The 13,873-nt window shown below is 42.5% G+C and carries 10 protein-coding genes; 9 read left to right on the top strand and 1 reads right to left on the bottom strand.

All coding sequences use genetic code 11. The features are described 5' to 3' along the window. Positions 1-7 precede the first annotated feature (7 nt). The 9 genes from ACWF5P_RS12940 (at position 8) to ACWF5P_RS12900 (ending at position 12,497) form a co-directional block, all read left to right on the top strand. Entirely contained in the window at positions 8-1,420 is a 1,413-nt protein-coding gene (locus tag ACWF5P_RS12940; protein WP_230176887.1) for a purine-cytosine permease family protein, read from the top strand. Between the two features lie 48 nt (positions 1,421-1,468). Further along, the gene (locus tag ACWF5P_RS12935; RefSeq protein ID WP_101222305.1) at positions 1,469-2,455 is read left to right on the top strand and encodes a heme-dependent oxidative N-demethylase family protein; all 987 of its coding nucleotides are present in this window, start codon (positions 1,469-1,471) and stop codon (positions 2,453-2,455) included. 16 nt (positions 2,456-2,471) lie between these two features. Beyond that, positions 2,472-2,990 carry a hypothetical protein gene (locus tag ACWF5P_RS12930; protein WP_452444947.1) on the top strand — a complete coding sequence of 173 codons (519 nt, stop codon included), beginning with the start codon at positions 2,472-2,474 and terminating at the stop codon, positions 2,988-2,990. Positions 2,991-2,995: 5 nt separating this feature from the next. Then, a complete protein-coding gene (locus tag ACWF5P_RS12925; RefSeq protein WP_452444946.1) occupies positions 2,996-3,961 on the top strand; it encodes a PDR/VanB family oxidoreductase in 966 nt (321 codons plus the stop codon). Positions 3,962-4,012: 51 nt separating this feature from the next. Next, entirely contained in the window at positions 4,013-5,506 is a 1,494-nt protein-coding gene (locus ACWF5P_RS12920; protein WP_452444945.1) for an aldehyde dehydrogenase family protein, read from the top strand. A 1,259-nt stretch (positions 5,507-6,765) separates the two neighbouring features. Next, positions 6,766-8,370, top strand: a complete 1,605-nt coding sequence (locus tag ACWF5P_RS12915) for a sigma-54 interaction domain-containing protein (RefSeq protein ID WP_452444944.1) — start codon at positions 6,766-6,768, stop codon at positions 8,368-8,370. Between the two features lie 133 nt (positions 8,371-8,503). Further along, entirely contained in the window at positions 8,504-9,655 is a 1,152-nt protein-coding gene (locus ACWF5P_RS12910; protein WP_452444943.1) for an iron-containing alcohol dehydrogenase, read from the top strand. 14 nt (positions 9,656-9,669) lie between these two features. Next, positions 9,670-11,061 carry a DUF3360 domain-containing protein gene (locus ACWF5P_RS12905; protein WP_230176884.1) on the top strand — a complete coding sequence of 464 codons (1,392 nt, stop codon included), beginning with the start codon at positions 9,670-9,672 and terminating at the stop codon, positions 11,059-11,061. Continuing rightward, positions 11,058-12,497: an NAD-dependent succinate-semialdehyde dehydrogenase gene (locus ACWF5P_RS12900; protein WP_452444942.1), complete on the top strand. Its 1,440-nt coding sequence runs from the start codon at positions 11,058-11,060 to the stop codon at positions 12,495-12,497. Before ACWF5P_RS12905 ends, ACWF5P_RS12900 begins: the two co-directional genes overlap by 4 nt. 93 nt (positions 12,498-12,590) lie before the next feature. Here ACWF5P_RS12900 and anmK read toward each other — a convergent pair whose 3' ends face one another. After that, a complete protein-coding gene (gene anmK, locus ACWF5P_RS12895; protein ID WP_452444941.1) occupies positions 12,591-13,763 on the bottom strand; it encodes an anhydro-N-acetylmuramic acid kinase AnmK in 1,173 nt (390 codons plus the stop codon). Between the last annotated feature and the right edge of the window lie 110 nt (positions 13,764-13,873).

The following is a 13,873-nucleotide window of genomic DNA, read 5'->3' as shown; positions in this document are numbered from 1 at the left end:
GAAGCGTGTGAGCAAAGAGAATTCCTCCATTTCAAAGGATGTGGCCTTTGGGTTCTTACCCGCAAGTAAAAATGACCGGATTTTTAACCTTCGGGATTTAATTTTAGTTCAAGTTGTTATTGGCCTCTCATCTTTTGGGCTGTTAACTGGTGGATACACAGGGACGATGCTTGACGCGAAGCAGTCACTTGCAGCGATTTTATTCGGTAATGCCTTCCCTATGCTGTTGATAGTTCCCATTACCCTTTATTTTGCGCGTTATGGCATAGACACTTTTGTAGGGTTTCGAAGTTCACTTGGGTATCTAGGATCGAATATCTTTTTCTTTGTTTTTCTTATTTTAACTCTCGGCTATATTTCCATCGCGCTTTTTATGTCCGGCCAGGCGTTAGCAGAGGCGGCTAATTGGATGGGCATGCCCGCGATTTTCTCAAGCCAAGCAACGGGAGCGCCGTTTTTCTCGATTTTGCTTTTCGTCTGTGCATTCCTTGTAACGGTGAGGGGACCGGTAGCGATTCAAAAATATACCGCAGTAGCCGTTCCAGTTTTTATGGTTCTCATGTTTGGCCTGCTCGCAATAGTCTTGTTTGGACAGGGGTTCACGGAAGTGGCTCATATACTTCCTTCTGAGCCATTTGAAACGAGTTCTCGTTCATTCGCGACAGCCCTGGAGTTAAACATTGGTCTCGGCTTTTCATGGCTTCCGTACCTTGGCCAATACAGCCGTTTATCTAAAACAGAAGGAGGAGCATTTAAAGCGGGATTTTACAGCTATGGAATCATCGTCTGTATCGCCGCATTAGTTGGGGCACTTGCTGCATTAGTCACTGGTTCTCTTAATCCTTCTGACTGGATGTTTTCCATCGCAGGAAGTTGGGGCGGCTTCATTGGCTTGATTTTACTTTCGGTAGGGAATGTCGGTGCAGCCATATTCCTTATGTACTCACAAGCTGTCAGCTTTAAAACTGTATTCCCGAAAAAGTCATGGATGATTGCGATGGGTACAACCGTACCGACTATATTCTTACTTCTAAGCTCAACGTTCTACGATGCCTTTGGTTCATTCATTGCTGTCATCTCTTTTATAATGGCTGTTCTCGGCGGGATTGTCGTTGCAGATTACTTCTTTGTAAAGCGCCAACGCATTTCAATAAGGGATTTGTATGACACGCAAGGCTCTTATACCTATTGGAAAGGCATTAACCCTTCGGCCGTTCTCACGGTGGTTATCGGAACGACCGTTTACTGGGCACTCTATAATCCATTGACTTTTGAAGCAAGTGGCTTTTTCCTTTATACAGCTGCCGGAATTCCAACATACTTTGTCGCTTTAGTCACCTACTATGTTTCATCTAAATACATTTTCCGTTATGAAGTTGACATGGAGCGTCCATCCGTGGAATTAAAGGAAGCTAAATAGAAAAAAAACTCACTTTAAAGAATCTAGGGAACGAGAGGAGATTGTTCAATGTTTACACAAAGTTTAGATTTCAAAACAACAGATTTAGATACATTCCCATTTCCATTCACTTCAGGTAACTATCGTTATTCAAACGACTTGAAAAAACTCTCAAACGTTAACTGTATTGAAGTTACACCAGAATACAAACTCCAAGTGGAAACGAAGCGTCGTCTCCTTCAAGAACAGCCGCATATAAGGTTTCAATCTTTTTCACACACAATGGAAATGCAATGGGAAGTGTTGGAAATGCTGATTGACATGGCAGCTGATCGCTATCCGGAGCATTTCGAGGTCATTAAAGATGGTGACAACTGGACTTTCAAGAACCACATATTCGGGGAATCCGATTCATTCGTATATGGCGATGCCAGCACGCTTCCAAATGAGCCGCTTGATTATATAGGCCGCCATTTCCATAATGATTTTGTTTTAATGGTTCATCGCGATAGTAATTTCTACTTGGAAGTGGGGCAAGTTTCATACGCTGCACTCTTCTCGGCTAACTGGAATAAAGGCATGTCCTTTGATGAGATCCATGCACCTGTTCCATTCGTATCACGGAAAGGTGATGAACTAGCAGATCGCGTTCGTAAGTTTTTATTATCCATCGAGCCAGGAAAGCCATGGACACGCATTAACTGGAACCTGATGGCGGACCGTTGGGATGTCAACTATGAAACGATGGATGTATGGGGACCGCAGCGCTCTGAAATAACACCGGAAAATGCAGGTAAACTTGTTCGTTTGCGAGTTGAAGAACAAAAATTTTATCGCATGCCACGAAGCAACGCCATTCTATTCGTATTGAATACGCAGTTCCTGCCGCTGGAGGATTTGACAATGCGCCAGGAGTGGTTTGATCTGACATATAGCGTACTGCAGGATATTCCGGAACCTATGGCTGAATACAAAGGAATTGCCCCGTTTCTTTCGCAATCGGTCGAATATTTGAGGAGTATTGATGAAAAACAAAAAAGCGAAGATAAGCAATAAGTAGGAGGATAGGGCCTTGTACAATAGTCCAGTATTGTTTGATAAATCCATTACGATCGTAAATAAATTTACTACTCGGAATGAACGAAGAAAGTTTGTCGTCATTTCTGATCAAGCCGGATATGAAAAGGCGAAAAGTTTCACTTCTGAAATCGCAGGAACAGTGCCTGTTGAATGTCTTTCCATTAATGGAATGGAAGATAAAGAGGAGATTAAGAGAGTCATCTTGTCACAAAAGATGGGCACCCAATTTTATATTGCGGCAGCTTGGAACAATGCCGTAATGATCTTCTCGCTCGGGGTGGAAGCTGGTCTATCTGAAGCTGAGATCCAGACGGTGATTATCGGCCCTAAACGGCGGTATGTATATTGCATGAAATGTTTCGAAGTGTCGGAAATCGCAGAAGAAGCCGAGATTGCAGAATGTGACCATTGCAAAGCCAGTCTTGAAATAGGACCATTTTATTCAATCGTACGGGAAGGTTATATTGGTTACCCATTCATCCCAATCGGAAAAGAAGAAGTAGGGAGCTGATCATCATGCGGGTAGTAGGAAATATTCAAATGAAAGTAAACAAGATCATTCAAGAAACTCCATTCGTAAAACAGTTCGAATTGATTCCAGTTGATGGAAAACCATTGCCTGCTTTTACTGGCGGTTCGCATTTGACCACTTTCATGCCGGTAGGGGATACGATAATCGAGCGAGAATATTCCCTTATCAGCAACCCAAGGGACCGTAAAAAATATGCTATTTCCATTCGGCGTGATGAGGCGTCACGCGGCGGTTCCGCTTTCTGGCATGATCATGTAACAATCGATTCCAGATTGGAAGTCAGCTTCCCTAAAAACAACTTCCCTCTCAGCTTTCGAGCCAAGCATCATGCATTTTATGCAGCTGGAATCGGCATCACTCCATTTCTGGCAATGATGGAAGATATGGCTGCCGAAGGACAAACCTTCGAACTTCATTATGCAGCACGCACACCGGAATTATGTGCTTTTTATGATCTGTTGAAAGCCAAATATCCTGATCAATGCACCTTTTATTTTTCGCAGGCAGAAGATAAACGCAGAATGATGCCTGAGACGATGATGGATCATCGCATTGGCACGCATGTATATTTTTGCGGACCAATCGAGATGGTACAAGAGTACCGAAAAGCTGCCAGTTCATATGGTTATCCGGAACATGCGATGCACTTTGAATTATTTGCGACAAAACATGACGGGCCGAAAGAACCTTTCATTGTCGACCTTACAGACAGCGATCGGTCCATCCGTGTTCAAGAAGGTGAAACACTGCTTGATGCGCTTTTAAGGGAAGGCATTGATGCACCTTATTCTTGTAAGGTGGGCGGGTGCGGAAGTTGTGAGGTGGATGTTGCAGAAGGTGAAGTGGATCACCGTGATTTCTTCCTTAGCGAAGAAAACCGCCAAACACGCAACTCAATCCTGACATGCTGCTCACGTGCGAAGGACGACAGACTTGTTATAAAACTTTAACGATTCCTTAAAGATAAAACTAAAAAATAATGAAAACCGGGGGAATAAAACATGACAATTTTAGAAACGGCAGTTTTAGAGCTTAAAAATTACATCGACGGTAAGTGGCAGACCTCATCTTCAAATGAAGTAATCCCAGTAATCAACCCTGCAACACAGGAAGTCATTGCAAGGGCTCCGCGTGCCACCAAGGAAGATACAGAAAAGGCAATCTCAGTTGCAAAGGCAGCTTTTGAAAGTGGAATCTGGTCAGGCCTAACAGCACAGGAGCGTGCTTCCTACCTATATAAAATCGCTGATAAAATTGATGAACGTGCTGAAGAGTTAACGATTCTCGAAACAATGGACAATGGGAAACTTAAAGCAGAGGCAGGTTTCGATATTGCCGATGCCGCCGCGTGTTTCCGTTACTATGCTGGTTTGGTGCTTCATCCAGAAGGGGAAACTTATCAAGTTCCCGCTCCAGTACAAGCGATGGTTGTTCGTGAGCCAGTAGGTGTAGCCGGTTTGATTGTACCTTGGAATTTTCCTCTTCTAATGAGTGTCTGGAAAATCGCACCGGCCCTTGCGGCAGGTAACACCATTGTATATAAACCGGCTGAAGTGACACCTGTTACAGCAATGAAATTATTTGAAATACTGGAGGAAGTAGGCATCCCTAAAGGTGTCGCTAATATGGTGATGGGCCGCGGCACTGTTGTCGGTCAAACCATTGCAGAAAGCAAGGATGTGGACATTGTTTCATTTACAGGAAGTACGGATGTTGGCCGAACAATCATGAGGGCGGCCGCGGGCAACTTAAAGAAAATTTCACTTGAGCTTGGCGGTAAATCACCCAATATCGTTTTTGCAGATGCAGATTTAGAGACGGCCGTCGATTACGGATTATTCGGCATCTTTTTCGGTGCCGGTCAAGTATGTTCATCAGGCAGCCGCATCCTGGTTGAGGCAAGTATTTATGATGAATATGTAAAACGCTATGTTGAACGCGCAAATAAAATCAAAGTAGGACCTGGCCTTGCAGAGGACAGCAACATGGGGGCAATTGTCAGCGAAGCACAAATGAATAGCATTTTGAACTATATTGAAATCGGCAAACAGGAAGGTGCGACACTTGCAGCAGGCGGTTACCGTCTTGTTGATGAAGGCCTTGACAAAGGATACTTCATTGCACCGACTGTATTCACCGATGTAACACCTGACATGCGCATCGTGCAGGAGGAAATTTTCGGGCCGGTCGTTGTCATTCAAAAGTTTAAAGATGAAGAAGAAGCTATTAAACTTGCAAATGATACAGACTACGGCCTTGCAGGCGGCGTCTTCACTAACGATGGGGCAAAAGGATTGCGAGTGATCAAGAAGGTACGGGCAGGCATCACATGGGTTAATGATTATCATCCAACATATGTCGAAGCGCCATGGGGCGGTTACAAACAGAGCGGGATTGGACGCAGTTTAGGAAAATACGGCTTGGATGAATACCAGGAAATTAAACAAATCAACATTAATCTCGATGTAAAACCGGTCGGCTGGTTTCCAAATTAAGCATCTGATTAGAAAGGAAGCAAATTACTATCTTTAATCAAATCAAAAAACCTAATCCAAATAAGTATTAAGTTTCAGTTTGGCTACAAAATGGGGTTAGGAGTCCGATTAGAGAGAATGTTTTTTTACTGTAATCCTCATTGGATTGAAGAGATTTGCGACACTCCTGCCTAATTACTGGCTAGTCATGACCCTATAGGCGCTTGCTTTTATGAGGCTTGGCAGACAAGTCGGCGGAAAGGGAGCGGATTTCCCGAAAGGGTTATGTGTAATGATTTCCACTCCAGGCACTCGCTTTCCGCGGGCGGTCCGGGAGCCTCCTCGGCTGTTCGCCTGCGGGGTCTCCCTTGGCCACGCTTTTCCCGCAGGAGTCTCATACCTTACGTTCCAATCAACCGGAACTACTTTTTAAGAAATATTGTAGGGAAACTGGCTCTTCTTCTCCAATTCGTTTACAGTCTGGCGGTTTCATCAATTTTTTGGAAAAAGGAGTTTCGAATTGCACTCGCCCCGAACCAAGATTTTAAAATTAAACTTGAGTATCTTTCATGTTTTTTACTAGTTTATACGGATGAAACCCTCACTGGATTGAAGAGATTTGCGACACTCCTGCCGAAATACTGTCTGCCGAGACCCCACAGGCGCTTGCTTTGATGAGGCTTGGCAGACAGTCGGCGGAAAGGGAGCGGATCTCTGAAATCAGCTGCAACTTTTTTCAATAAAAAAGCTGCAGGCAAACTGAGTTTTCATCGAGTTTGTCCACAGTCTGAAACCTAATCCAAATACGGATTAGGTTTTTTCAAACTGCAGAGAAGCTTTTTAAAGCACTTAACAAAAATTGTTCTTAAGCTTCAACTGAGAATTAAAAAATCTCAAGGAAAGAGCCATTTCACAGGGTTTATTATACAACAAAAGGACAAGATTTCCTGTGATGAGTGAAAATGGATTTGAGCATAAAAAACACCATTGATATGATAAAAGTAACATACAAATGCTATTTATCGTTTTAAACAGAAATAGGATATTGAGATTGAAACGTTTTTACCGGTGTAGCATTTATTCTTGGTGTCGTTGATTGTCGTACATAGTATCATTAAAAAGAAATGGACATTACATAATGCTCACACAATATAAGTTAATAAGTTTATTGCCTTCTTTAATTTGAAAAGACTAGGAAGCCGCCAGAACTTTCAAAAAGTCTTCAATCAAGGAGGAAGTGCTCTATCAAATATTAAAGACCAGTCAGGGAGTGGATATTGATGACTAAGTTTTATTCGGATATGACAGTGGAGGAAGCGATATCATGTTTCCCGATAGGAAGCACTGAAGTGGAAGTTTTGGATGATTCAGAGGATTTCATCGGATTTTTGACTATAGAGGCGTTATCTGCAGCAGTGCAGCAGAGTGATTTGACGAAGCCAATTTCTCATTTCATTACCGTTAATGCACCGCTGCAAAATTTACGGAATTACTCAATACCCTATGAACAATTTCAAGCATTCTTCGAGAGTGATTTATGCAAGGTTGTATTTAATGCCCTGTATGATGGGGTGTATATCACGGATGGTGATGGAACGACATTATTTATCAATCAAGCGTATCAGCGTATTACTGGAATAAGAGAAGAGGAAATCATCGGAAAACCAATGAGTTATTTAATTGAGCAAGGCATGATATCCGTTTCTGCTTCATTGGACTCCATTCGAACGAAGAATCAAGTTACTTTGACACAAAGAATTCGAAATGGAAGAAAGATCATCGTATCGGCCACACCTATTCTATCGCCACAGAATGAAGTCATATTTGTCATTAATAGTGTTAGGGATATTACTGAATTAATCCGGATGAAGTATACGATTGACAGCCAAAAGTTATCTTTCCAACCTATTTCTCAATTATTGCCTGGCTCGGAACAGGTGAATTTACAGGAAATAATCATTGGTCCCTCCACAACTCCTTTATTCAATTTGGCTGATAAAGTAGCTAAAACGGATGCGAAAATCTTGTTACAGGGGGAAACGGGAGTAGGGAAGAGTTTAATCGCCAAGTACATACATGCCAAAAGCTCCAGGAAGGAAAAAATTTTCCTTGAATTAAATTGCGGAGCCATTCCAGCGAACTTGGTGGAATCTGAACTTTTTGGATATGAACCCGGGGCATTTACCGGATCCCTTAAGAATGGGAAAATGGGGATTTTTGAGAAAGTGAATGGTGGCACGTTATTTTTGGATGAAATTGGGGATTTACCTTTAGAGCTACAGGTAAAACTTTTGAAAGTGGTAGAAGAAAACAAGTTTATGAGAGTTGGTTCTACCGAAATGAAAGAAGTGGATGTCAGGTTAATTACAGCCACCCATCGCGATCTGGCCTCCCTCGTGCAAGAAGGTTCTTTCCGTGAAGATCTTTATTACCGGCTTAATATCGTTTCCTTTGAAGTCCCGCCTTTACGCCAGCGAAAGGAAGAAACGATCCCGCTTTTAGAAATGTATTTGAAAAAATTCAATGAAAAATATGATGAAAAGAAAAAGATGACACCGGAATGCTATGAATGGCTGACGAACTATTCGTGGCCTGGCAATATACGTGAGCTTGCGAGTCTTGCAGAGCGGCTGGTCGTCACGACATATGATGATACGATTGATTTGCCTAATTTACCATCTTTCATCCAGCCGGTCTTATCAAAAAAAACGACAACACATTCTTTGAAGGAAGCCGTTTCCGAGCTGGAGCGTTCCCTGATCCTGAATGCGATGAAGAAGTATGGGACTACAAGGGCCGCTGCCATCTCTTTGGATATCAGTCAAAGCGCTTTGGTGCAAAAAATGAAAAAATTTCACATGCGATTAGAAAACGAATCGAATTAGTTTATTTGATTTGTTTTCCACTCATTATTTATACTGTTACCCATGAAAAAAAGGTTATCCCCCTTATGAATTAAGCGTTTTCAAACTTTGGCATGATTCCTGCATTAGTAAATACATGAAAGGGGAGATAACCATGAATATTTCTATTTTTTCTATGGCTAACAAATTGGTGACAGGAGCAGATTCTTTACAGCAGCTGACTGATGAGGTTACGCGATTAGGGATGAAGAATCCGTTGATCGTTACAGATAAAGTTTTAGTGGGTGCTGGGGTTGTACAAAGGGTTGAGGATTTACTTTCTGCAGAATGTGGTATTTTCTCGGATGTGAATCCAGAACCGGAAATTGAAATCGTTGAGCAATGTGTACGGTCAATCAAGGATGGAAAACATGATGGACTGATTGCGGTAGGCGGTGGAAGTGCGATGGATATTGCGAAAGCCTCTTCCGTCATGGCTACGAATTCAGGCAGCATCGAGACATATTTCGGTACGAACTTGATTGAAGTCCCAGGTCTACCTTTAATAGCCATACCGACGACGGCAGGAACCGGGTCAGAAGTGACGAATATTTCGATTTTATCGGACAAGAAAGAACAGGTTAAGAAGGGAATTGTAAGTCCGTATCTTTTACCGGATGTAGCGATTGTATCGCCCGTCATGACGCTGACTTGCCCGCCAAGTGTGACTGCTGCGAGTGGAGTGGATGCACTTGTTCATGCGGTCGAGGCTTATATTTCCAAATTTGCTTCGCCCGTTACGGATGCTTTGGCAATTGGGGCCATGAAGTTAATCGCAAAAAATTTACCAAAGGCTTATGCTGCGCCAGATAATCTGGAAGCACGGGAAGCGATGATCACTGGAAGCCTAATGGCAGGATTAGCTTTTGGAAATGCTGGTGTTGGAGCTGTTCATGCTTTAGCTTATCCTCTTGGAGGCCGCTTCCATTTATCACATGGAGTCAGCAATTCATTATTACTGCCATTTGTGATGAAGTGGAATAAAATTGCATGTTTGGAAAGGTTCCGCGAGGTTGCTGAAGCACTTGGAGAGAAAGTCAATCATTTAAATGATGATGAGGCAGCGGATAAGGCTATAGAAGCGATGACCAGAATATGCCGTTATGTTGATATACCAGAGTCACTAAGTGAATTTGACATTCCTGAATCGGCTTTAAGTGAAATGGCTGCCGAGGCCATCAAACAAGTCCGTTTACTTCGCAATAATCCCCGTGCATTAAACGTCCGGGATATCGAAAAAATTTACCGTTCAGCCTATGGCTTTTAAGTGGAGGAAACAACATGAAATGGAAAAACCGTCGCTATGGAGAAGAGACATCGTATATACCTGCGGGACCTTTTAAAATTAGACTGCCATTTGTCCATTATCGTTTTGAGTGGCCTGACTATGTTCAAGGCTTATTGATGTGTGCAGTTGATCTTGGAGCTATTACACTGCTTGCAGACCATCTTGGTATGCCTTTTGATGTGGCTCTAGCCGTCGTTGTCTTGAATGGATTATTATACTTGGCGCATCATTTACTCGGGGACCCTGTTATACCAGGATGGATTACACCTGCGGTTCCATTGCTTGTATTGTTCGTCGGGCAATTTCCCGAAGGACCTGATCGGGTCTATGCTCTCGTTGCATTTCAACTAACATTAGGTATTTTATCAATATTGCTAGGAATGACCGGACTTGCCAGTAAGGTCGTGCGATTAGTGCCGAATGCAATCAAATCAGGCATCATTTTAGGAGCGGGTATTGGTGCTGTCGTTTCCATTTTTGAAGTGGGTGGAAAGTTTGATTTATTTCCTTATACAATAAGCATTTGTATCGGCTTTGCCTTTTATCTGCTTTTTTCGAAAAGTTTTGGAAAATTGAAAATGCGAAACAAAGTTTGGATATTCATAGGCAATTTAGGGATATTGCCAGCAATCTTACTTGCTGTATTTGTAGCCCCCATTTTTGGAGAAGCAAAATGGCCTGATATCCAATGGGGATTCAGCAGTCCGGATTTTGCTACGCTTTGGTCAGACTATACTGTTTTTGGTTTAGGTTTTCCCGCCTTGACCTTCTTTTTAAGTGCGATTCCAGCTGTTTTCGCTACTTATTTAGTCGTATTCGGGGATGTGCTCAAAACGAAAGCGCTGCTTTCTGAATCCGATGAGGTCAGGGAAGATGAAAAAGTGGACTATAATCCAAACAGAGCCCATTTAATTTTTGGTGGCCGGAATGTGATCATGAGTTTTATCGGACCCGATATAACAATGTGCGGTCCGTTGTGGGCAGCCATGCAGGTCGTGGTTGTGGAGCGATTCAAGAATGGCAAGAAAGCCATGAATTCTTTCTTCGGCGGTGCCGGCTCGTTCCGTTGGGGTACGAATACAGGGTTATTCTTATTGCCGGTAGTAAGCCTGGTGGAACCAATTCTCGGTGTGGCCTTGGCCTTGACGCTTTTGGTTCAAGGATATGTTAGCGTACGCGTAGGCGTCATGCAGGCAAAGAGCCAACGCGACCTGGGAATTGCAGGAGTCGTAGCTGCCATCCTTGTTATAAAAGGTGCTGGAATGGCGTTTGCAGCAGGAATTTTATTATGTGCCCTTTTATATGGCAAGGACTTTTTCAAAGGTGAAAATGATAAGACATTTACAGATCATGAAGAAGAAGAAGAGGAGATTAAAGCAGGATGAAAAAAGTAGCGGAAAAATGGCCAATTTATATAAACGGCGAATCTATTCATACAGAAAGTCATTTTGTAGTGGAAAACCCAGCAACGTTGGAGCCTGTGGGCTATGTTCCGGACGCTAATGAAAAAGAGGCAAAGGCTGCAGTGGATGCAGCTCAGGCTGCTTTTCATACTTGGTCGAAAACAAGTGCATACCATAGGGCGGAATTACTTGAGAAGTGGTACACGATCATTGAGAACAGGCTGGATGAACTCGCAACGATCATGACATTGGAGCAAGGAAAGCCATTGGCAGAGGCAAAAGGTGAAATGAAATATGCTTCAAGTTTCGTGAAATGGTACGCTGAAGAAGCAAAGCGCAACTACGGGGAAATCATACCAGCCTCCGTTGCATCAAAGCGTATTTTAGTGCAAAAGCAGGCAGTCGGTGTCGTTGCTGCCATTACCCCGTGGAATTTTCCTGCTGCCATGATCACGAGGAAAGTGGCGCCAGCCCTTGCCGCAGGATGTACCGTGGTCATCAAACCAGCGGAACAAACACCTTTGACCGCTTTGCTATTAGTTGAAAGTGCCCATGAAGCAGGCATTCCGGCAGGCGTGATGAATATTGTAACTACACAGAAACCGGGAGATGTATCAGACATGTGGATGAATGATTCACGTGTTAAAAAGATCACATTTACCGGCTCCACTCCTGTAGGGAAACATCTAATGAAAAAAGCCGCAGAAACAGTAAAAAAAGTCTCGCTTGAACTCGGTGGATTGGCTCCGTTCATCATTGCTGAGGATGCGAATATCGAAGAAGCTGTAAATGGTTTGATTCAATCAAAATTCCGGAATGCTGGACAAACATGTATTTGTGCGAATCGAATTTTCGTCCATGAAACAATCGAACAGCCGTTTTTACAAGCTTTTGAAGAAGCCGTTTTAACTTTGAAGGTTGGAAATGGAATGGAAGGAAACGATCTTGGTCCATTGATAGATGGAGCCGCAGTAAAAAAAGTTCAGCTTCAATTAGAGGATGCTGCAAGTAAAGGGGCTATCATCCATAACACCTCAAAAGTCGATGAAAAACAAGGCCATTTTATCGCACCAGCCATACTTTCCAATGTAACGGATGATATGCTGTGCATGCAGGAAGAAACGTTTGGGCCAATTGCGCCAGTCAGTACATTCAAAACCGATAAAGAAGCGATAGATCGTGCCAATAATACGAATTTTGGCTTGGCAGCTTATGTGTATACCGAGTCATTAAATAAGGCAGTTGCCTATTCGGATGCTCTTGAATATGGGATTGTCGGTATTAATGACAGTGCCCCATCCACTGCCCAAGCACCATTTGGAGGAATGAAGGAAAGTGGTTTAGGCAGGGAAGGGGGACACTTTGGCATGGATGAATATTTAGAAGTGAAGTATGTATCCATGCAGCTTGGCCAGTAAAATAAAACAGAAGAGTCCGCGATGATTCTTCAGGTTCAAAAAAGAGTGGAAGGCACATCAAATATCGATGTGCCTTCCACTCTTTTTAAATGGTTAAAAAGTATTTTTATGCTCCTTCAGATATGAAGGAGGGAAGGTCATGCTTCCTAGGATGACATCGAAGTCAGCACCGGTAGCCTTGGGGACGTTACTCGTATTACCATGGAAAGTCTCATTTGCAAGTAATGCAAAGGCCACTGCTTCCTTCGCTTCAGAAGAGTACCCCAACTCTTCTTGAGTCAAAACTTGAATAGAATTTCCAAGCAGTGATTGCATCATATTTAATAACGTTTTGTTATAGCTGCCTCCGCCGCCAATTATCACTTCTTCAATATTGGTTTTTGGAAAGATGAATTTTCGATAGTTCTCCACAATCGACTTTGCTGTAAACATCGTTACTGTAGCTAAAATATCATGACTGGGAAGTGATTCAAACATCTTTAATAGTTTTACTACATATTGCTTGCCAAATAATTCCCTGCCAGTTGATTTTGGCGGAGGGCTCATAATATAAGGATGGCTGATACAATAAGATAAAAGTTCGTCATTAATTTGTCCTTGTTTAGCTATGTTACCACCTTCGTCATAGCTAATATTGAACAATTGGCGGCATACTTCATCAATGATCATATTCCCAGGCCCTGTATCAAAGGCATACATGTCATTCAGAGATGCCTGCTTGGGTAAGACGGTTACATTTCCAATGCCCCCTATGTTTTGAAGTAATCTTCCCTTCGTTTCACTTCTATAAAGAATGTATTCGGTAAAAGGAACAAGAGGAGCTCCTTGTCCACCAGCAGCCATGTCCATCGTACGGAAATCAGAGATTACAAGTGTGTTTGTATCGTGAGCAATTACTGCAGCTTCCCCAATTTGCAAAGTGGAGGGTATATAATTTTGTTCTTTTAAAGGCTGGTGGTAAATGGTTTGTCCATGGGATCCAATAAGATCCAGCTTATTTATGGGAAATCCAGCTTTATGACAAACTTCCTTTACTGCATTGGCAAATAATTTTCCTAATTTAAAATTCAAACTGCATATTAACTGCACATTGGATGTTTGTGCAGATAAAGACTGCATAATTTCTTTTTCAATATCTTTTGGAAAAGGGCATGTCATGAACTCAATCATTTCCATTTCAGTCTCGAGTCCACTATTATTCACCCGAACAAGTGCAGCATCAATTCCATCCAGTGATGTTCCGGACATTAATCCAACTATGTACATCGTCATTTCACCTACTTCAATTCTTTTATAATCCTGACTTAGCAGCATATGCAGCAGTGTTTGCTGCCATTGTTGACTGAGATATAACACTTAAGCTATAAAGCTATTTC

The sequence above is a fragment of the Peribacillus sp. NPDC055009 genome (genome assembly GCF_053608705.1).
The sequence above is the reverse complement of the archived record's forward strand: the minus strand, read 5'-3'. Positions and strand labels throughout refer to the sequence as shown.

Excerpts from the sequence above, each read along its gene's own strand:
- ACWF5P_RS12935 (WP_101222305.1), top strand. The coding sequence starts at position 1,469 with ATGTTTACACAAAGTTTAGATTTCAAAACAACAGATTTAGATACATTC.
- ACWF5P_RS12925 (WP_452444946.1), top strand. The coding sequence starts at position 2,996 with ATGCGGGTAGTAGGAAATATTCAAATGAAAGTAAACAAGATCATTCAA.
- ACWF5P_RS12920 (WP_452444945.1), top strand. The coding sequence starts at position 4,013 with ATGACAATTTTAGAAACGGCAGTTTTAGAGCTTAAAAATTACATCGAC.
- ACWF5P_RS12915 (WP_452444944.1), top strand. The coding sequence starts at position 6,766 with ATGACTAAGTTTTATTCGGATATGACAGTGGAGGAAGCGATATCATGT.
- ACWF5P_RS12910 (WP_452444943.1), top strand. The coding sequence starts at position 8,504 with ATGAATATTTCTATTTTTTCTATGGCTAACAAATTGGTGACAGGAGCA.
- ACWF5P_RS12905 (WP_230176884.1), top strand. The coding sequence starts at position 9,670 with ATGAAATGGAAAAACCGTCGCTATGGAGAAGAGACATCGTATATACCT.
- ACWF5P_RS12900 (WP_452444942.1), top strand. The coding sequence starts at position 11,058 with ATGAAAAAAGTAGCGGAAAAATGGCCAATTTATATAAACGGCGAATCT.
- anmK (WP_452444941.1), bottom strand. The coding sequence starts at position 13,763 with ATGTACATAGTTGGATTAATGTCCGGAACATCACTGGATGGAATTGAT.